The organism is Actinomycetospora sp. C-140 (assembly GCF_054796175.1).
In genome coordinates, this window is the sequence record NZ_JBTWNF010000014.1 from 172,221 (window position 1) to 191,479 (window position 19,259).

At 73.7% G+C, this 19,259-nt stretch carries 18 protein-coding genes; 12 read left to right on the forward strand and 6 right to left on the reverse strand.

The features are described 5' to 3' along the window. Window positions 1-74: 74 nt before the first annotated feature. The 5 genes from lpdA (at window position 75) to lipB (ending at window position 6,555) form a co-directional block, all read left to right on the forward strand. Window positions 75-1,451, forward strand: a complete 1,377-nt coding sequence (lpdA, locus tag ACR9E3_RS22580; protein ID WP_460382793.1) for a dihydrolipoyl dehydrogenase — start codon at window positions 75-77, stop codon at window positions 1,449-1,451. A 33-nt stretch (window positions 1,452-1,484) separates the two neighbouring features. After that, the gene (gene sucB / locus ACR9E3_RS22585; RefSeq protein WP_460382795.1) at window positions 1,485-3,458 is read left to right on the forward strand and encodes a 2-oxoglutarate dehydrogenase, E2 component, dihydrolipoamide succinyltransferase; all 1,974 of its coding nucleotides are present in this window, start codon (window positions 1,485-1,487) and stop codon (window positions 3,456-3,458) included. A 177-nt stretch (window positions 3,459-3,635) separates the two neighbouring features. Further along, window positions 3,636-4,526, forward strand: coding sequence for a TIGR01777 family oxidoreductase (locus ACR9E3_RS22590; protein WP_460382797.1), 891 nt, complete (start codon window positions 3,636-3,638; stop codon window positions 4,524-4,526). Further along, on the forward strand, window positions 4,523-5,797 hold the full coding sequence (locus ACR9E3_RS22595) for an NAD(P)/FAD-dependent oxidoreductase (protein ID WP_460382799.1): 1,275 nt from the start codon (window positions 4,523-4,525) through the stop codon (window positions 5,795-5,797). Before ACR9E3_RS22590 ends, ACR9E3_RS22595 begins: the two co-directional genes overlap by 4 nt. Further along, the gene (gene lipB / locus ACR9E3_RS22600) at window positions 5,794-6,555 is read left to right on the forward strand and encodes a lipoyl(octanoyl) transferase LipB (RefSeq protein WP_460382800.1); all 762 of its coding nucleotides are present in this window, start codon (window positions 5,794-5,796) and stop codon (window positions 6,553-6,555) included. The genes ACR9E3_RS22595 and lipB overlap by 4 nt, the downstream gene beginning before the upstream one ends. 4 nt (window positions 6,556-6,559) lie before the next feature. Here lipB and ACR9E3_RS22605 read toward each other — a convergent pair whose 3' ends face one another. Beyond that, window positions 6,560-7,201 carry a TetR/AcrR family transcriptional regulator gene (locus tag ACR9E3_RS22605; RefSeq protein WP_460382801.1) on the reverse strand — a complete coding sequence of 214 codons (642 nt, stop codon included), beginning with the start codon at window positions 7,199-7,201 and terminating at the stop codon, window positions 6,560-6,562. Between the two features lie 109 nt (window positions 7,202-7,310). Here ACR9E3_RS22605 and ACR9E3_RS22610 point away from each other — a divergent pair, with 109 nt between their 5' ends. Together ACR9E3_RS22610 and ACR9E3_RS22615 are read left to right on the forward strand one after the other, a co-directional pair. Then, the gene (locus tag ACR9E3_RS22610; protein ID WP_460382803.1) at window positions 7,311-8,219 is read left to right on the forward strand and encodes an SMP-30/gluconolactonase/LRE family protein; all 909 of its coding nucleotides are present in this window, start codon (window positions 7,311-7,313) and stop codon (window positions 8,217-8,219) included. 28 nt (window positions 8,220-8,247) lie between these two features. Further along, entirely contained in the window at window positions 8,248-9,240 is a 993-nt protein-coding gene (locus ACR9E3_RS22615; protein ID WP_460382804.1) for an LLM class flavin-dependent oxidoreductase, read from the forward strand. 70 nt (window positions 9,241-9,310) lie between these two features. Here ACR9E3_RS22615 and ACR9E3_RS22620 read toward each other — a convergent pair whose 3' ends face one another. Further along, the gene (locus ACR9E3_RS22620; RefSeq protein WP_460382806.1) at window positions 9,311-10,243 is read right to left on the reverse strand and encodes an LLM class F420-dependent oxidoreductase; all 933 of its coding nucleotides are present in this window, start codon (window positions 10,241-10,243) and stop codon (window positions 9,311-9,313) included. 91 nt (window positions 10,244-10,334) lie between these two features. On the opposite strand from ACR9E3_RS22620, the gene lipA reads away from it, so the two are divergent. Both lipA and ACR9E3_RS22630 read left to right on the forward strand, forming a co-directional pair. Further along, window positions 10,335-11,354 (forward strand): lipoyl synthase, encoded by a 1,020-nt coding sequence (lipA, locus tag ACR9E3_RS22625; protein ID WP_460382807.1) that lies wholly within the window; start codon window positions 10,335-10,337, stop codon window positions 11,352-11,354. Between the two features lie 31 nt (window positions 11,355-11,385). Then, complete coding sequence (locus tag ACR9E3_RS22630) at window positions 11,386-12,138, forward strand: DUF4191 domain-containing protein (protein WP_460382808.1); 753 nt, start codon at window positions 11,386-11,388, stop codon at window positions 12,136-12,138. Window positions 12,139-12,144: 6 nt separating this feature from the next. Here the strand turns inward: ACR9E3_RS22630 and ACR9E3_RS22635 are convergent, their stop codons facing one another. Continuing rightward, the gene (locus tag ACR9E3_RS22635; RefSeq protein WP_460382809.1) at window positions 12,145-12,660 is read right to left on the reverse strand and encodes an RDD family protein; all 516 of its coding nucleotides are present in this window, start codon (window positions 12,658-12,660) and stop codon (window positions 12,145-12,147) included. A gap of 240 nt (window positions 12,661-12,900) precedes the next feature. Between ACR9E3_RS22635 and glnA the strand changes: the two genes are divergently transcribed. Beyond that, the gene (gene glnA / locus ACR9E3_RS22640) at window positions 12,901-14,322 is read left to right on the forward strand and encodes a type I glutamate--ammonia ligase (protein ID WP_285654722.1); all 1,422 of its coding nucleotides are present in this window, start codon (window positions 12,901-12,903) and stop codon (window positions 14,320-14,322) included. Between the two features lie 66 nt (window positions 14,323-14,388). Here the strand turns inward: glnA and ACR9E3_RS22645 are convergent, their stop codons facing one another. After that, on the reverse strand, window positions 14,389-14,601 hold the full coding sequence (locus ACR9E3_RS22645) for a hypothetical protein (protein ID WP_460382810.1): 213 nt from the start codon (window positions 14,599-14,601) through the stop codon (window positions 14,389-14,391). 21 nt (window positions 14,602-14,622) lie between these two features. Further along, window positions 14,623-14,949, reverse strand: coding sequence for a hypothetical protein (locus tag ACR9E3_RS22650; protein ID WP_460382811.1), 327 nt, complete (start codon window positions 14,947-14,949; stop codon window positions 14,623-14,625). 92 nt (window positions 14,950-15,041) lie between these two features. Between ACR9E3_RS22650 and ACR9E3_RS22655 the strand changes: the two genes are divergently transcribed. Then, window positions 15,042-15,755 (forward strand): UPF0158 family protein, encoded by a 714-nt coding sequence (locus ACR9E3_RS22655; RefSeq protein WP_460382812.1) that lies wholly within the window; start codon window positions 15,042-15,044, stop codon window positions 15,753-15,755. 155 nt (window positions 15,756-15,910) lie between these two features. On the opposite strand, the gene ACR9E3_RS22660 is transcribed toward ACR9E3_RS22655, so the two are convergent. Further along, a complete protein-coding gene (locus tag ACR9E3_RS22660) occupies window positions 15,911-18,994 on the reverse strand; it encodes a bifunctional [glutamine synthetase] adenylyltransferase/[glutamine synthetase]-adenylyl-L-tyrosine phosphorylase (protein WP_460382813.1) in 3,084 nt (1,027 codons plus the stop codon). Between the two features lie 59 nt (window positions 18,995-19,053). Between ACR9E3_RS22660 and ACR9E3_RS22665 the strand changes: the two genes are divergently transcribed. Beyond that, a partial coding sequence (locus tag ACR9E3_RS22665) for a DUF4177 domain-containing protein (RefSeq protein WP_460382814.1) occupies window positions 19,054-19,259 on the forward strand: 206 nt, incomplete at its 3' end.

Below are 19,259 nucleotides of genomic sequence, written 5' to 3' on the forward strand. Positions count from 1 at the left end.
GACATCGCCTCACCGGCGCCACAGCACCGGGTCGAAGGCACCGCACGCCACACGCCGACGCGGGAGAAGCAGCAGTGAGCGACACGTACGACGTCATCATCCTCGGAGCGGGGTCGGGCGGTTACGCCTGCGCCTTCCGGGCCGCGGAGCTCGGCCTGTCGGTCGCGCTCGTGGAGAAGGACAAGGTCGGCGGCACCTGCCTGCACCGCGGCTGCATCCCCACCAAGGCGCTGCTGCACGCCGCCGAGGTGGCCGACTCGGCGCGCGAGGGCGAGCAGTTCGGCGTGAAGAGCTCGCTGTCGGGCATCGACATGAGCGGCGTGAACTCGTACAAGGACAACGTCGTCTCCCGCCTCTACAAGGGCCTGCAGGGCCTGGTGAAGGCCAACAAGGTCACCCTCATCGAGGGCGCGGGCAAGCTCGTCGGGCAGGACACCGTCGAGGTCGACGGGCAGCGCTACCAGGGCCGCAACATCGTCCTGGCCTCCGGCTCCTACTCGAAGACGCTGCCGGGCCTCGAGCTCGGCGGCCGGGTGCTGACCTCCACCGAGGCGATCAACCTCGACTACGTGCCCGAGCGCGTGGTCGTGCTCGGCGGCGGCGTCATCGGCGTCGAGTTCGCCAGTGTCTGGAAGAGCTTCGGCTCCGAGGTCACCATCGTCGAGGCGCTGCCCAACCTCGTGCCCAACGAGGACGAGTTCCTCTCCAAGCAGCTCGAGCGCCAGTTCCGCAAGCGCAAGATCGCGTTCAAGACCGGCACGAAGTTCACCGGCGTCTCCCAGACCGCCGACTCGGTGACGATCTCGCTGGAGAACGGTGAGGAGATCGAGGCCGACCTGCTGCTGGTGGCCGTCGGCCGCGGGCCGAACACCGCCGACCTCGGCTACGAGGAGAACGGCGTCACCCTCGACCGCGGCTTCGTCCCGACCAACGACCGCCTGCACACCGGCGTCGCCAACATCTACGCGGTCGGCGACATCGTGCCCGGCCTGCAGCTGGCCCACCGCGGCTTCCAGCAGGGCATCTTCGTCGCCGAGGAGATCGCCGGGCTGAACCCGCCGGTGATCGACGAGAAGGGCATCCCGCGCGTCACGTACTGCGAGCCGGAGGTCGCGTCGGTCGGGCTCACCGAGGCGCAGGCCAAGGAGCTGTACGGCGAGGTGAAGACGATGACCTACGACCTCGCCGGCAACGGCAAGTCGCAGATCCTCAAGACCGCCGGGGCGATCAAGCTCGTCAAGGGCGGCACCGGCGACGACGACCCGGTGGTCGGCGTCCACATGATCGGCTCGCGGATGGGCGAGCAGGTCGGCGAGGCCCAGTTGATCTACAACTGGGAGGCGCTGCCGACCGACGTCGCCACGCTCATCCACGCCCACCCCACGCAGAACGAGGCTCTCGGGGAGGCGCACCTCGCGCTCGCCGGCAAGCCCCTGCACAGCCACAGCTGACCCCGAAGCAGAGCGACGAGGAGTACGAGCACGATGGCCTACACCGTCCAGATGCCGGCTCTCGGGGAGAGCGTCACCGAGGGCACGGTCACGCGGTGGCTCAAGCAGGAGGGCGACCACGTCGACGTCGACGAGCCGTTGCTCGAGGTCTCGACCGACAAGGTCGACACCGAGATCCCCTCGCCCCAGGCGGGCGTGCTGCAGCGGATCGTGGCGCAGGAGGACGACACCGTCGAGGTGGGCGGCGACCTCGCCGTGATCGGCGACGAGGGCGAGTCCGGCGGATCGTCCGGGGGTGACGGCGGCGGCGCGGCGCAGCCCGCGGAGTCGTCGCAGCCCGAGCCGGCCGCCGAGCCGGAGCCGCAGCAGTCGCAGCAGTCACAGCCCGAGCCCGCCCCGCAGCCGTCCGAGCCGGAGCCCGCCGCGGCGTCGTCGGGCGGCTCCTCGGGTGGGTCGTCGTCCGGCGGCACCTCCGGGTCCTCTGCGGGCACGACCGTCGAGATGCCCGCGCTGGGCGAGTCGGTCACCGAGGGGACGGTGACGCGCTGGCTCAAGGCGGTCGGCGACTCGGTCGACGTCGACGAGCCGCTGCTCGAGGTCTCGACCGACAAGGTCGACACCGAGATCCCCTCGCCGGTCGCCGGCACGGTCCTCGAGCTCAAGGCCGGCGAGGACGACACGGTCGAGGTCGGCGGCGCGCTGGCGGTGATCGGCGACGCGTCGCAGGCCTCGGGTGGCGGTGGCGCGGCGCAGCAGGCTCCCGAGCCCGCGCAGGAGCAGGCCGAGCAGCAGACCGAGCAGCCGTCCCAGCCGGCCCAGCAGCCCTCCCAGCCCTCCCAGCCCGAGCCGCAGCAGGCCGTGGCCGCGTCCGGCGCCGACGACTACGTCTCCCACGAGACCGAGCAGCCCACGACCGCGAGCGGCCCCGCCAACGCGGGCGCGACCCGGCCCCGGGACTCCTCGCAGGGCAACGGCGCGTCGGCGCCCACCGAGTCCGGCTCGCCGTACGTCACGCCGCTGGTGCGCAAGCTGGCCGCCGAGCGCGGCGTCGACCTCTCGACGCTGTCCGGCACCGGAGTCGGCGGCCGCATCCGCAAGCAGGACGTCGTCAAGGCCGCCGACGAGCGGGACCAGAGCGCGGCCGCCCCGGCGGGCGACGCCCCGGCGCAGGCGACCGCCTCGGGCGGGTCGGGCGGCGGTGCGGTGCACGCCGGCGAGGTGCAGAAGCCGTCGGCGTCGGGCTCGCGCGGCGCCTCGGGCGCCCCCGCGCCGGACACCTCGGGCCTGCGCGGCACGACGCAGAAGCTCTCCCGGCGCCGGGCGACGATCGCCAAGCGCATGGTGGAGTCGCTGCAGATCTCCGCGCAGCTCACGACGGTCGTCGAGGCCGACGTCACCCGGATCGCGCGGCTGCGCGACCGGGCGAAGGCCGACTTCCAGGCCCGCGAGGGCGTGAAGCTCTCGTTCCTGCCGTTCATGGCGCTGGCGACCGTCGAGGCCCTCAAGGCCCACCCCTCGGTCAACGCGATGATCGACACCGAGAAGGGCGAGGTCACCTACCACGGCGCCGAGCACCTGGGCATCGCCGTCGACTCGCCGGCCGGGCTGATCGTGCCCGTGGTCCACGACGCGGGGGACCTCAACCTCGCCGGGCTCGCCCGCAAGATCGCGGACGTCGCCGACCGCACCCGGGCGAACAAGATCACGCCGGACGAGCTCTCCGGCGGCACGTTCACGATCACGAACACCGGCTCGCGCGGCGCGCTGATCGACACGCCGATCATCAACCAGCCCCAGGTCGGCATCCTGGGCACCGGCGCGGTCGTGAAGAAGCCCGTCGTGCTCCAGGACGACTCGGGCGGCGACGTCATCGCCGTGCGCTCGATGGCCTACCTGTGCCTGTCGTACGACCACCGGATCGTCGACGGCGCCGACGCGGCGCGGTTCCTGACGACGATCAAGGACCGTCTCGAGGGCGGCGCCTTCGAGGGCGAGCTGGGTCTGTAGCGCGCACGGGCGACGCGGCTGGGCCGCACGTCGCCCGCCTCGCGGAACGAACGGCGCTCTCGCTGCTTCGGTAGCAGCGAGAGCGCCGTTCGTTCGTCTCCGGCCCTGCCGCCGCCGCTCGGCCCGCGTCGGCGACCCCGGGTCGCGGCGGGCCGGACACTCCGCGACGATCACCCCATGCGCGTCGTCATCGCCGGGTCCTCCGGGCTCATCGGCACCGCCCTGGTCCCGCGTCTGCGCGAGAGCGGCCACGAGGTCGTGCGTCTCGTGCGGCGCACACCCCAGGCCCCGGACGAGCGCGGCTGGGACCCCGCCGCCGGCCACCTCGCGCCGGGGGCCCTGGAGGGCGCGGACGCGGTCGTCAACCTCTGCGGCGCCGGCATCGGCGACCAGCGCTGGACCGGCGCGCGCAAGCAGGAGCTGCGCGACAGCCGCATGATCCCCACCGACGTGCTCGCCCGCGCGGTGGTCGAGCACGGGATCCCGACGATGGTGAGCGGCTCGGCGGTCGGCTGGTACGGCGACACCGGCGCCATGGCCGTCGACGAGACCGCGCGCCAGGGCACCGGCTTCCTCGCCGACCTGTGCCGCGACTGGGAGCACGCGACCGCGCCGGCGTCCGAGGGCGGGGCGCGCGTCGTGCTGGTGCGCACCGGTCTGGTGCTCTCCCCCTCCGGCGGGCTGATGGGACGGATCAAGCCGCTGTTCCAGTTCGGGCTCGGCGGGCGGCTGGGGTCGGGCTCCCAGTTCTGGCCGTGGATCTCCCTGGACGACGAGGTGGGCGCGATCGTCCACGCGCTCGAGCACGACACCGTGTCGGGGCCGATGAACGCCACGGGCCCGGACCCGGTGAGCAACGACGAGTTCACGCGCGTGCTGGCCGCGCAGATGCACCGCCCCGCGCCGTGGGTCGTGCCCGGGTTCGCCATGCGCACGGTGCTCGGGCAGTTCGCCGACGAGGGCGTGCTCGTCAGCCAGCGCGTCATGCCCGGGGTGCTCGAGCGCGAGGGCTTCACCTTCCGCCACGGCACGCTCTCCGAGGCCCTGGCCGCGGTGCTCGACGGATGAGCGGCCCGGTCCTGCCCGACGCCGTCGACGTCGTGGTGGTCGGCGCCGGGCTCGCGGGCCTGCGCGCGGCGCGGACCGTCGCCCGCGCCGGACGCTCGGTGATCGTCTGCGAGGCCGGCGACGGTGTCGGCGGGCGGGTGCGCACCGACGTCGTCGACGGGTTCCTCGTCGACCGCGGGTTCCAGATCCTCAACACGTCGTACCCGGCACTGCGCACCGAGATCGACCTGGACGCGCTCGATCTGCGCCGCTTCGTGCCCGGCGCGGCAGTCCGTGACGCCGACGGGCGGCTGCACCGCCTGGCCGATCCCCGCCGCGTCCCGTCCTGGGCGCCGCGCACCGCGGCCGACCGGCTGCTCGGGGCGCGGGCGAAGGCCCGGATCGCCGCGCTCTCCCTGCGTTCGCTCGTGGTGCCGCCGGCGCGGCAGGCGCGGGCCCCCGAACGCACGACGGCCGAGGAGCTGGCGCACTGGGGGCTGGGCGGGACGCCGACCGAGGCGTTCCTGCGACCGTTCCTCGCCGGCGTGCTGGGCGACCGCGACCTGGAGACGTCGTCGCGGGTGTTCTCGCTGTTCTGGCGCAGCTTCGCGCGCGGCGACCTCACGCTGCCCTCGCGGGGCATCGGTGCCGTGCCGGCCCAGCTCGCGGCCCGGCTGCCCGCCGGCACCGTCCTCACCGACACCCCGGTCGAGCGCGTGGCGCCCGGTCTGGTCGAGACGCCGCACGGCCGGGTCCGCGCCGGCGCCGTGATCGTCGCGACGGAGGGCACGGACGCCGCGGCGCTCCTGGGAGACCGCCTCCCGACGCCGCGGACGTTCGCGCTGACCACGCACCTCCACGTCACCGCCGAGCCGCCGACGCGCCAGGCGCTGCTGCACCTGGACGGCACCGGCGGCCCGATCGTCAACACGGTGGTGCTCACCGCCGCGGCACCGTCCTACTCGCCCGACCACCGCCACCTCGTCGCGAGCACGGTCCTCGGCCCCGACCCGCTGCCCGAGCCCGAGCTGCGCCGCGAGCTCGCGCGGCTGTGGGGCAGGCCGGTGGGTGCGTGGGACGAGCTGGCGACGGTCCGCGTGCCCCGGGCGCTGCCCGCGACCACGCCGCCGACCCCGGAGGGTCTGCGCCGGGCCGTGGACCTCGGCGACGGCCTGTTCGTGGCCGGCGACCACCGCGACACGCCGTCGGTGCAGGGCGCGCTCGTCAGCGGGCGGCGCACGGCACAGCAGGCCCTGCGGTACCTCCGGAGCGGGGTAGCGTCGCCGTCGTGACCCGCTCCAGCCGTGCCGCCGCCGAGCCCGTCGAGGTGCACGAGCTCGGCACCGTCGAGTACCTCGAGGCCTGGGACCAGCAGCGCGCCCACGCCGACGCGCGGGTCGCCGGCACCGGCCCCGACGTGCTGATGCTGCTCGAGCACCCCTCGGTCTACACGGCCGGGCGCCGCACGCTGCCCGAGGAACGACCCGCCGACGGCACCCCGGTGATCGACGTCGACCGCGGCGGCAAGATCACCTGGCACGGCCCGGGCCAGCTCGTCGGCTACCCGATCATCCGGCTCGCCGAGCCCGTCGACGTCGTCGAGCACGTCCGGCGCCTCGAGCAGGCGCTGATCGCCGTGTGCGACACCTACGGCCTGGCCGTCGGGCGCATCGACGGCCGCAGCGGCGTCTGGCTGCCCGCCGACGACCGCGGTCCCGCCCGCAAGATCGCCGCGATCGGCGTGCGCGTCGCCCGCGGCGTCACGCTGCACGGGTTCGCCCTCAACGCCGAGCCCGACCTCGCCGGTTTCGGCGCGATCGTGCCCTGCGGCATCCGGGACGCGGGCGTCACCAGCCTCACCGCCGAGCTCGGCCGCCGGGTGGGCGTCGACGAGGTCCGGGACGCGACCCGCGACGCGGTGCTCGCGGCGCTCGACGGCCGCCTCGAGATCACCGACCGCACGCTGCCGGCGGCCCAGGACACCGCCCCGGACGCGCCGCGGGACGTCACCGTCGGCGGGCTCACCGTCCGGGTCGGCGCCGCGCGCTGACGCGTCACCGCCCGGGCGCGACCTCGATCATCCGCAGCGCCAGGTCGGCGTAGATCTCGCCCAGGAGCTCGGGCGGGTCGGCACCGTCGAGGCGGTACCAGCGCACCAGGTCGATCCCGAGGGACATGATCGCCCGCAGGGCGCGGTTGACCTCGGGGACGTCGAACACGCCGTCCCGTACGCCCCGCTCGACGGCGGCGCGCAGGGTCGCCGTGAAGCGCTGCCGCAGGTCGAGCACCGTCGCGCGGTGCTCCGGGCCGAGGGCGGCCAGCTCGTGCTGGCAGACCCGGGCCACCGTGTGGTGCCGCGCGTGCCAGGTGACCAGCGCCGCGACCAGGCCGCGCACGTGCTCGCGGCTGTCGGCGCCGTCACCGAGCGCCTCCAGGGCCTCGAGGGCACGCCGGTGTCCCGTCCGGGCGATCTCGAAGAGCACCTGCTCCTTCGAGGCGAAGTGCACGTAGAGGGCGCCGGGGCTCAGCCCGACCGCGGCGGTGATGTCGCGGGTCGTCGTCGCGTGGTAGCCGCGGTCGGCGAAGCACCGCACGGCCGACGTCAGCAGGGCCCGGGCGGCGGGCGTGGTCCGCGCGTCCCAGAAGCCCTCGGGCACGGTCGGGTGCTCGCCCGTGGCGTCGGCCGGCAACGGCACGAGGACCCCCTTCCGCGGGCACCGGGAGGCTGTTGACACGGCGTCTCAACGAGGTAACTATGCGCTCAGTCACATCGCGGGGCAAGCGAGGCGAGGGAGTGGGTCACCGATGACGCAGGACCGGACCGCGAGCAGGCCGATCACCGTCGTGCTCGACGGCTACTCGTACCTGGAGTGCCCGCGCTGGCACGACGGCCGCCTCTGGGTCTCGGACTTCTACACCGAGCAGGTCGTCTCCACCGACACCCGCGGCGACACGACGGTCGAGGCCGACGTCCCGCAGCAGCCCTCCGGGCTCGGCTTCCTGCCCGACGGGCGCGCGCTGATCGTCTCCATGCGCGACCACCGCCTGCTGGCGCGCAGCGCCTCCGGCGAGCTCACCGAGCACGCCGACCTCTCGGGCGTCGTCACCGGCGTGCTCAACGACATGGTCGTCGACGAGCGCGGCCGCGCCTACGTCGGCAACTTCGGCTTCGACCTGATGGGCGGGGCGCCCCTGCGCGACACCACCCTCACCCGCGTCGACCCGGACGGCACCGTGACCACGGCCGCGAGCGACCTCGCGTTCCCGAACGGGGCGGTGATCCTGCCCGGCGACGTCCTGGTGGTCGCCGAGACCTTCGCCGGGCGGCTGACCGCCTTCGACATCGCCGACGACGGGTCGCTCACCGGCCGGCGGGTCTGGGCCGGGTTCGGCACGCCGCCGCGCACGACCGACGTCACCGAGGCCGTCGGGCAGCTCGAGGTCGGCCCCGACGGCATCTGCGCGGACGCCGAGGGCGCGATCTGGGTCGCCGACGCCCTGCACTCGCGGGTCATCCGCGTCCGCGAGGGCGGGGAGATCGTCGACGAGATCCCGACCGGGACCGGCGTGTTCGCCTGCATGCTCGGCGGCGACGACGGCCGCACCCTGTTCCTCTGCGCCGCGCCGTCCTTCCCCGAGCACGAGCGGCGGCCGGTGCGCGAGGCCCAGCTGCTCGCCGTGCGCGTCGACGTGCCGCACGCCGGCCTGCCCTGATCCGCACCGATCGCGAGGAGGAGAACCCGTGGACGTGTCCGTCGCCTTCCCGACCGCCCTGAGCTCGCCGGACGACATCGCGCTGGCCGAGGAGCTCGGCTACGCCCGGGCGTGGGTCTACGACACCCCCCAGCAGAGCCCGGACGTGTGGATGACGCTCGCCCTCGCCGCCGAGCGCACCGAGCGGATCGGTCTCGGTCCCGGTGTGCTCGTGCCGACGCTGCGCCACCCCATGACGAACGCCGCCGCCACCGCGACCCTCGCCGCCCTCGCGCCCGGCCGCGTCGCCGTCGCGTTCGGCACCGGCTTCACGGGGCGCCGCGCGATGGGCTACCGGGCGATCCCGTGGTCGTTCATGGACGCCTACATCCGCGCCTACCGCGGGCTGCTGCGCGGCGAGGTCGTCGAGTGGGAGGGCGCGTCGATGCAGATGCTCCATCCCGACGGCCACGCCCCGGCCCGTCCCGTCGACGTGCCCGTGCTCGTCGGCGCCCTCGGGCCGAAGGGCGACGCGGTGGCGCGCGAGCTGGGCGACGGGCTGTTCGTCACCCTCGCGCAGCCGGAGTTCATGTCGGCGTACTCGTGGGTGCCCTACCTCGCGTGGGGCACCGTCCTCGACGACGACGAGCCCCAGGACTCCGAGCACGCGAAGGTCACGGCGGGTCCCGGCTGGGCGCTCGCGTACCACGGCGCCTACGAGTTCGGCGGGCCCGACGCGGCGCGCGAGCTGGTGGGCGGGCCGGAGTGGATGGGCGTCGTCGAGAAGGCCCCGGCCGAGCGGCAGCACCTCGCGGTCCACGCCGGGCACTGCGTGGAGCTCAACGACGCCGACCGCGCGGCCTGGGACGCGGGCGGGCACGCGATGCTGCGCGACGCGACCCTGTCCGGCACGCGCAGCGAGGTCCGCGACAAGATCGACGCGCTCGCGGGCGCCGGCGTCACCGAGATCGTCTTCCAGCCGTGCGGGCCGGACACGCGCCGCGAGCTCGAACGCTTCCACGACGCCGCGACCTCGCGGTGACCCATCTCTGAGTGATCGAAGTACCGATACGGACGCTGAGTGTCTGTGACGGCACTTCGCTGACACGTCCTCAGACCTGGCGAGCGATCTCCGACGCGACGAGGTCGAGGTGGTCGAGGTCGGAGAGGTCGAGCACCTGGAGGTAGATGCGCTGCAGTCCGGCGCGGTCGGTGAAGGTGCCGATCTTGTCGACGATCTCGGCCGGGGTGCCCGCGAGGCCGCTCTTGCGCAGCTCCCCCGGATCGCGCCCGATGGCGTCGGCGCGGCGGGCGACCTCGGCCTCGTCGCGGCCCGCGCAGAGCACCTGGGCGGTGGAGCGGCCCAGGGTCGCCGGGTCGCGGCCCAGCGCGCGGCAGGCGGCGTCGACGCGCTCCTGGCCGACGGCGAGGTCGTCGATCCCGGCGAAGGGCATGTTGAACTCGGTGCCGTAGGCGGCGGCGAGCGCCGGGGTCCGGCGGGGCCCGTTGCCGCCGACGACGATCGGCGGGTGCGGGGTCTGGACGGGCTTCGGGAGCCCGGGACTGTCCGCGAACCGGTAGTGCTCGCCCGCGTGGGAGTACGTGACGCCCACGGGCGTGCGCCAGGAGCCGGTGAGGATCTCCAGCTGCTCGGCGAGCATCGAGAAGCGCTCCGCGAGCGGCGGGAAGGGGATGCCGTAGGCGCGGTGCTCGGCCTCGTACCAGCCGGTGCCGAGCCCGAGCTCCACGCGTCCGCCGGACATCTGGTCCACCTGGCCGACCATGACGCCCAGCGGGCCCGGCAACCGGAACGTGGCGGCCGTCATGAGCGTGCCCAGTCGAATGGTGCTCGTCTCACGCGCCAGCCCCGCCAGGGTGACCCACGCGTCGGTGGGCCCCGGCAGGCCGTTGGCGTCGCCCATGGCGAGGTAGTGGTCGGACCGGAAGAACGCGTCGAAGCCCGCGTCCTCGGACGCCCGCGCCACGCGGAGCAGGTCGTCGTACGCGGCGCCCTGCTGCGGCTCGGTGAAGATCCGAAGGTCCACACGATCAGGGTAGTCATTCCGTCACGCTCCGAACCGTCCCCGGGGCCACATCCGGCCGACGGGCTGCGACGTGCGGCGTAGGGTCGGGCGCGTGACGGTCGCCCCCGAAGGACGGAAGATGTTGCGGCTCGAGGTCCGCAACTCCCAGACGCCCATCGAGCGCAAGCCGGAGTGGATCCGGACGCGCGTGGCCACCGGACCCAACTTCACCGAGCTCAAGGGCCTGGTGAAGGGCTCCGGTCTCGCCACCGTGTGCGAGGAGGCCGGCTGCCCGAACATCTTCGAGTGCTGGGAGGACCGCGAGGCCACCTTCCTCATCGGCGGCGAGCAGTGCACCCGCCGGTGCGACTTCTGCCAGATCGACACGGGCAAGCCCTCGCCGCTGGACACGATGGAGCCGCGGAAGGTCGCCGAGTCGGTCCGCCAGATGGGCCTGCGCTACTCGACGATCACCGGTGTCGCACGCGACGACCTCGACGACGGCGGCTCGTGGCTGTACGCCGAGACCGTCCGCCAGGTCCACGAGCTCAACCCGGGCACCGGCGTGGAGCTGCTCATCCCCGACTTCGACGGGCGTGACGACCAGCTCGGGCCGGTGTTCGACGCCGCCCCCGAGGTGCTCGCACACAACCTCGAGACCGTGCCGCGCATCTTCCGCCGCATCCGCCCGGGGTTCCGCTACGAGCGCTCCCTCGACGTGATCCGCCAGGCCCGCGCGGCCGGCCTCGTCACCAAGTCGAACCTCATCCTCGGCATGGGCGAGACCCCCGAGGAGGTCACGGCGGCGATGCAGGACCTGGTCGACGCCGGCTGCGAGCTGCTGACGCTCACGCAGTACCTGCGCCCGAGCCTGCGCCACCACCCCGTGGAGCGGTGGGTCAAGCCCGAGGAGTTCGTCGAGCACCGCGACGCGGCGCTGGCGATGGGCTTCCCCGGCGTCATGGCCGGGCCGCTGGTGCGCTCCTCGTACCGCGCCGGCCGGCTCTACGCGCAGGCCGTGCTCGCCCGCGGCGAGGAGCTGCCCGCGGGCATGGCGGAGCTCGCCGAGGAGGGCCCGGCCCGCCAGGAGGTCGGCGAGGTGCTGGCCCGGACGGGCCGCACGCACGGCTGACGTCATGCCCCCGTAGGGCAGAATGGCCCGCATGGCGAAGCAGGGCTCCGGCGCGGCGAGCAAGGAAGAGAAGAAGGCCGCGAAGCAGGCGGCGCGGGCGGCGCGCAAGGAGCGGTTCAGCCAGATCTGGCAGGCGTTCCAGATGCAGCGCAAGGAGGACAAGGCCCTCCTGCCGCTGATGATCGGCGCGGTCGTCGTCACGGCGGCCGTGCTGTTCGGCATCGGCCTGCTCATCGGGCAGCAGTGGTTCCTGCTGCCGACCGGCATCCTGCTCGGCGTCCTCCTCGCGGTGATCATCTTCGGGCGCCGGGTGCAGCGGAACGTCTACGCGAAGGCCAACGGCCAGCCCGGGGCGGCCGGCTGGGCGCTCGACACCATGCGCGGCCAGTGGCGCGTCACCCAGGCCGTCGCGGGCACCACCCAGCTCGACGCCGTGCACCGCGTCATCGGCCGGCCGGGCGTGATCCTCGTGGCCGAGGGCGCCCCGCACCGCACGAAGAGCCTCGTCGCCCAGGAGAAGAAGCGCGTCTCCCGCATCATCGGGCAGGTGCCGATCTACGAGATCTCCGTGGGCGAGGAGGAGGGCCAGGTGCCGCTGGCCAAGCTCCAGCGTCACGTCACCAAGCTGCCGCGCAACATCGACAAGGCCCAGATGGACACCGTCGAGAAGCGCCTCGCGGCGCTGGCCAACCGCGGCGGCCCGGCCGTGCCCAAGGGCCCGGTGCCGAAGAACGCCCAGCAGATGAAGGGCATGCAGCGCACGGCCCGCCGCGGCGGCCGGTGAGGCCCGTCAGCGGGTCCGCACCACCACGGTGCGGCTGGCGCGGTCCTGGATGCCGCGCGCGTCACGGTCGATGATCAGCGCGGGGATCACGAAGAACACCGAGAAGGTGCGCACGACCGTCCAGAGCAGACCCACACCCGAGGCCTCGGGTCGGTCGAGGCGCACCACCCGCAGGCCCAGCAGCGCCATGGCCGGGGTGGTGCCGACCACCGCCACCGGCACGATCATGATGATCGCCCAGGTCAGCAGGCTCCAGTTCTGCGGCAGCGCCGGGTAGGTGAAGATCGCGGCGAGCAGGCCCGCCAGCACGGCGTCGAGGACGAACTGCCCGCTGCGGCGCGCGAGCGTGGCCACCGAGCCCGGCCCGCTCTCCGGCAGACCGAAGCGCTCCCCCGGGTAGGCCGGCACCGTGTCGTCGTCGCGGCCGGTGCGGCGCCGCGTCTCGACGGGACGCTCCGGAGCGGCGTTGCCCGCGGTGGGGCGCACGTCGCCGCCGGTGAGCCATTCACGAAACCACGACACCGTGACAGGCTACGGCTGGCCGAGCGGGACGGCGGCGGGACGGCGCTGCGTCGCCGGCCGACCACCCAGCGCTCGTTAACTGCTGTGAAACATGCTGGTGACGGCCGAGCAACAGCACCGACCTAGCGTCGGGATCACCCGGACCGGTCACGGTCGACGCCCCCGATCAGTGGGTACGGTGCGACCCGCTGACCACCGACCCCCGTCGTCCCCGGCAAGCGTGTGAAGGAGCCACCGAGGGTGTTCAACAATCAGGACGAGGTCTTCAAGTACATCTCCGACGAGGGGGTGAAGTACGTCGACGTCCGCTTCTGCGACCTGCCGGGGCAGATGCAGCACTTCACCGTGCCGGCGTCGGAGTTCAAGGAGAGCGTCTTCACCGACGGTCTGGCCTTCGACGGCTCGTCGATCACCGGGTTCCAGAGCATCAACGAGTCGGACATGACGCTGCTGCCCGACGTCGCGACGTCGCGCATCGACCCGTTCCGGGCCCAGAAGACCCTGAACGTGAACTTCTTCGTGCACGACCCGCTGACCCTCGAGGCCTACAGCCGCGACCCGCGCAACGTCGCCCGCAAGGCCGAGAAGTTCCTCTCGACCGTCGACGTCGCGGACACCTGCTTCTTCGGCCCCGAGGCGGAGTTCTACATCTTCGACTCGATCCGCTACGACTCGAAGCCCAACGGCACGTTCTACGAGGTCGACTCGATCGAGGGCGCCTGGAACGCGGGCCGCGACGAGCCGGGCGGCAACAAGGGCAACAAGATCGCCTTCAAGGGCGGCTACTTCCCGGTCGAGCCCACCGACCAGAGCTCCGACCTGCGCGCCGCGATCGGCACCAACCTCATCAACGCGGGCTTCGAGCTCGAGAAGCTGCACCACGAGGTCGGCACCGGCGGTCAGGCCGAGATCAACTACAAGTTCAACACCCTGCTGCACGCCGCGGACGACCTGCAGCTGTTCAAGTACATCGTCAAGAACACGGCGGCCCAGGCCGGCAAGACCGTGACCTTCATGCCGAAGCCGCTCGCGGGCGACAACGGCTCGGGCATGCACTGCCACCAGTCGCTGTTCAAGGGCGGCGAGCCGCTGTTCTACGACGCCAACGGCTACGCGGGCCTGTCGGACATGGGCCGCCACTACATCGGCGGCATCCTGCACCACGCGCCCTCGCTCGTGGCCTTCACCAACGCCACGGCGAACTCGTACCACCGCCTGGTGCCCGGCTTCGAGGCCCCGATCAACCTGGTCTACTCGAACCGCAACCGCTCGGCGTGCGTCCGCATCCCGATCACCGGCGACAACCCGAAGGCCAAGCGCCTCGAGTTCCGCTGCCCCGACTCGTCGGGCAACCCGTACCTGGCCTTCGCCGCCATGATGATGGCGGGCCTCGACGGCATCCGGAACAAGATCGAGCCGCCGACGCCGGTCGACAAGGACCTCTACGAGCTCCCGCCCGAGGAGGCCGCCAACATCGCGCAGGTCCCGGCCAGCCTGGACGCCGCGGTGAACAACCTCGAGGCCGACCACGACTACCTGCTCGAGGGCGGCGTGTTCACGTCCGACCTCATCGAGAAGTGGGTCGAGCTCAAGCGCGACGACGTGACGGGCCTGCGCCTGCGGCCGCACCCGTACGAGTTCGAGCTGTACTACAACTGCTGATCACCGGACGGCAGGACGACGGCCCGGCGCCCCGCGGGGTGCCGGGCCGTCGTGCGTCCAGGTTCCCTACAGCTGCTGCTTGGGCGGCACCTTCGACCGGACCCGCAGCATCGCCACGGTGACGACGACCGAGCCGATCGCCCCGAGGACGAAGAGCACGATCCCGATCTCCGGGCTGACCGTGAAGATCAGCGCGAGGCCGGCGAGGAGCACCACGGCACTGACCACCCAGCCGGTGACGCAGCCGCGGATCGTGGTGAGACCGAGTGCCGAGAACATGCCCACCATGCTTCCACGCGCTCAGGGCGACCGGCGGTCCGGCACGTCCTCGCGCGGGGACAGCGCCGCGGCCACGACGTACTGGTAGACGTAACGGATCTCCTCGCCGCGCCGGACGGGCAGGCAGACCCACCCCACCCACTCCCCCGTCGTCGTGCGGCGCCACCCCAGCAGCTCGCCGGGAACGCGGCTCTGGAGATCGACCCCCTCGGGCATCGGCCGCACCGGCCGGTCCCGCGGGCGCGGGTAGGCGACGGCGAGATCGACCCAGACACGCTTGACCTCGTCGCGCTGCAAGGCTCCGGACCGGTCGTTGCGGCGCTGCGCCGGGCCTCGCTCGTCGAACACGTGTTCGATGGTCGGTGATGGGCGTCCCGAACGCCACCCACACGACCGTGCGTGTCCGGAGATCCGGCACACCTCACGGCACGATGGCTCCCATGACGTTCGAGGTCCTCCGGGAGCTCCGCGGAGCGACGCACCGGGGCGACGGCCACGCCGTCCTTGCCCTGCTCGAGGACGGTCTCGGCGAGAACGTCCTCCAGCACGCCGGCGACGGCCTCCTGCTCGCGCTCAGCCAGGGGGTGCCCGGAGCGTCGGAGCAGGCCTCCGCGTGTGCCCGTGCGCTGCGCGGGCGCGACTGGCCGGGTGACGACGAGCTCGCCGCGCATCTCGAGGCGCGCGGCGTCACGGCGCCCTCGTCGTCGCCGCTCCCGGTCGATCTCGACGCGGTCTCGGACCTCCTCGAGGGCGATCCACGAGAGACCGGAGGACGGATCGATCTCCTGACGGGTGAAGCGTGGCCGGACGACGTGTTCGACCCGGCACTCACCGGGTCCGACGAGGAGGAGGACCTCGACGACCCGGAACGGTGGTTGCCCATCGAGCGCGTCGGCGCCCGGGACGGCTACCGCGACATGGCGCTCTTCGCCGACGCCCTGGCGGAGCCCGTCGTGGCCGACCGCCTGCGACGCGCACTCGACGGCCGCGGCGCCTTCCACCGTTTCCGCGCCGTCCTGGACCGGTGGCCCGACCACATCGGCTCCTGGCGGACCTACTCCGACGAACGCCGGCGCGGGCGGGCCCGCGCATGGTTGGCCGACGCCGGCTACGCCGCCGTCCCGCGAGCCCCGACGGACAGCTCTCCACGGTGATCTCCCGAGAGTGTCAGCAGCGTCCCTGCCACGGCACGACGCCGGCGACACTCCCGGGAGATCGAACTGGAGAGCACCCGCGGCGCGAAGGGCCCGCGAACGACCTCGGCCCCACCGTGCTCGTCCGGTGCAGAGCTCCCGACGCGGGCCGACCCTCAGTCCACGAGATAGAAGATCCGGTCGACGACGGCACGGGCGCGGCGGGTGACGCGGCGGTACTCGTCGAGGAACTCGCCGGGATCGGCGTCCGGGTCGTGCCCCAGCGCCGCGGCGACGGCGGCGAGGTCGCGGCCCGAGTGCGGCACCTCGTCGGTGGGACGCCCGCGCACGAGCGTCGCCGCGGCGCGGGCGTGGGTGGCCATGGTCCAGCCGGCCGCGAGCGCCTCGGCGTCCTGGGGCTCCACGAGGCCGGCCTTGGCCGCGGCGTCGAGGGCCTCCAGGGTCGACGGCGTCCGCAGCGACGACACCGCCCCGGCGTGCTGGAGCTGCAGCAGCTGCACGGTCCACTCGACGTCGGAGAGCCCGCCGGTGCCGAGTTTGGTGTGCAGGGCCTTGTCGGCCCGGCGCGGCAGCCGCTCGTTGTCGACGCGGGCCTTGATCCGCCGGATCTCGATCGCCTTCTCGTCGGGGAGCCCGCCGTCCGGGTAGCGGTAGGAGTCGACCGCCGCGACGAAGGCCGCACCGAGGGCTTCGTCGCCCGCGACGGGACGGGCGCGCAGGAGCGCCTGGTACTCCCAGGTGTCGGCGAGCTTCGCGTAGTACTGCCGGTAGGAGTCCAGCGTCCGCACCAGCGGCCCGCCGCGGCCCTCGGGGCGCAGCTTGGTGTCGACCTCGAGCGGCGGGTCGGGGCTCGGCGCGCCGAGGGCGGCGACGGCGGCCTCGGCGACGGCCTTGGCGTAGCGGACGGCCTCGGCGTCCTCGACGCCCTCGGCCGGCTCGCACACGAACAGCACGTCGGCGTCCGAGGAGTAGCCGAGCTCGGCCCCGCCGAGGCGCCCCATCCCGATCACGGCGATGCGGGCGGGTGCCGGGCCCTCGGCGGCCTGCCCTCGCTCGGCGGCTGCGAGCGCGGCCTGGAGCACCGCGACCCAGATGCTGGAGAGCGCCCCGCACACCGCGGGCACGTCGAGCAGACCGAGCAGGTCGGCGCACGCGACACGGACGAGCTCGATCCGGCGCATGGAGCGCCCGACCTGCCCGGCCGACTCCGGGTCGGTGTGCCGGCCGACGGCGTTGCGCAGCGACGCGGCCACCTCCTCGGGGCGGCGGGCGACCAGCTCGGCGTGCGGTCCGTCCCCGGCGAGCAGCCGCAGCACCTCCGGCGTCCGCGGCATCATCTCCGCGACCCAGCGCGAGGTGCCGAGCACCCGCATCAGCCGCTCGGCGGCCACGCCCTCGTCGCGCAGGTAGCCCAGGAACCACGGGGTGTCGGCGAGCGCCTCGGACACCTTGCGGTAGGCGAGCAGTCCGTGGTCGGGGTCGGCGGTGTGCCCGAGCTCGTCGAGCAGCACCGGCAGCAGTGCCCGCTGGATGCGGCTCGCCCGGCTCACCCCGCCGATCAGCGCCTGCAGGTGGCCCAGCGCGCCCTGCGGCGAGGTCCACCCCAGCGCCTTGAGCCGGCGCATCGCCGACTCCGAGGTGAGCACGAGGTCCTCGCCCGGCACGCGGGCCACCGACTCGAGCAGCGGGCGGTAGAAGAGCTTCTCGTGCAGCCGCCGCACGCGCACCGTGTGCCGCGAGCGCTCGTGCGCCAGCACGCCGACCGCGTCGCGGGACCCGTCGGGGCGCAGCTTGGCGGCCCGGGCGAGCCGGCGCAGGCCCGCGGTGTCGTCGTCGGGCGGGAAGAGGTGGGTGCGGCGCATCTTCTGCAGCTGCACGCGGTGCTCGAGCATCCGCAGGAACCGGTAGGACGCGGCGAGGTTGGCGGCGTCGTCACGCCCGACGTAGCCGCCGTCGGCCAGGGCGGCCAGGGCCTCGAGGGTGTTCTGGCTGCGGATCGACTCGTCGCCGCGGCCGTGCACCAGCTGGAGCATCTGCACCGCGAACTCGACGTCCCGCAGCCCGCCGCGCCCGAGCTTGATCTCGCGGTCGGCGTGGTCGGCCCGGATGTGGTCCTCGACGCGCCGGCGCATGGCCCGGACGTCGGCGACGAAGTCGTCGCGGTCGGCGGCGCTCCACACCATGGGGTCGAGCTCGTCGCAGTACTGCCGCGCGAGCTCCTCGTCGCCGGCCACCGGGCGGGCCTTGAGCAGCGCCTGGAACTCCCAGGTCTTCGCCCAGCGCCGGTAGTAGGAGACGTGCCCGTCGAGCGTGCGCACGAGCGCGCCCTGCCGGCCCTCGGGGCGCAGGTTGGCGTCGACCTCGAGGAAGGCCTCGGTGGCGATGCGCATCATCGTGGACGCGAGGCGGGTGGCGACGTCGGTGGCGCCCTCGGCCACGAAGATCACGTCGATGTCGCTGACGTAGTTGAGCTCGCGGCCGCCGCACTTGCCCATCCCGATCACCGCGAGCCGGCACGGCAGCGGATCCCCGGGCTCGCGGCCGTCCTTCGTCCCCAGCGCGTCGGCGACCGTCGCGTCGGCCACCGCGAGCGACGCCCGCAGGCCGGCGGCGGCGAGGTCGGCGAGCTGCGCGGCGACGACCTCGACGGGCACCACCGGGAGGTCCGGCTCGCACACCGACTGCAGGTCGGCCGCGGCGAGCGCGAGGACCTCGTCGCGGTAGGCCAGGCGCAGCACGCCGATCCCGGCCGGCTCGAGCACGGTCGCCCGGGGATCGTCGACGGACGCCCCCACCGCCCCCAGCAGCGTCGCCGTCCGCTCCGCGAGGTCGGGCAGCTGGGACGCGTCGTAGGTGCGGCCCGGCGTGCCCTCGCTGCGCAGCGTGCGCCAGCGCTCGGGATGGGCGACGAGGTGGTCGCCGAGCGCGGTCGACCCGCCCAGTACGCCGAACAGCCGCCCGCGCAGGCCCTGGTCGCCGCCCAGCGCCGCGACCAGCGCGCCCCACTCGGTCTCGCCGAGCGCCTCGCGCAGCCGCTCGAGGGCCAGCAGGGCGAGGTCCGGATCGGGGCTGCGCGCCAGCGCCCACACGGTGGGCTCGGCGTCCGCGGTCGGCGCGTCGCCGTCCCACCACCCCAGGGCGGCGAGCCGCGGGCCGGCGTCCGGGTCGGTGAGCCCGAGTCGCGCCGGGGCCCGTCCCGTGCGGTCGCGGCGCCGGCTCGACATCGCGGACTCGGTCATGCCCCCGAGGATTCCAGCTCACCCGGGCGCGGGCTCGTCCGCTGGCAGGATCGGCGGGCATGCAGCGCTTCGAGTACAAGGTCGTCCAGCTCCGCGAGAGCCTCATGGGCGGCAAGCTCTCCGACGACAAGCTCGAGAAGGTCCTCAACGCCGAGGCCGCCGACGGCTGGCAGCTCCGGACGATCACCAGCGCCGACGTCAAGGGCCGCCTCGGGCCGGGCGGCGTCGACGGGCTGCTGGTGACGTTCGAGCGCCCGGTCCAGCG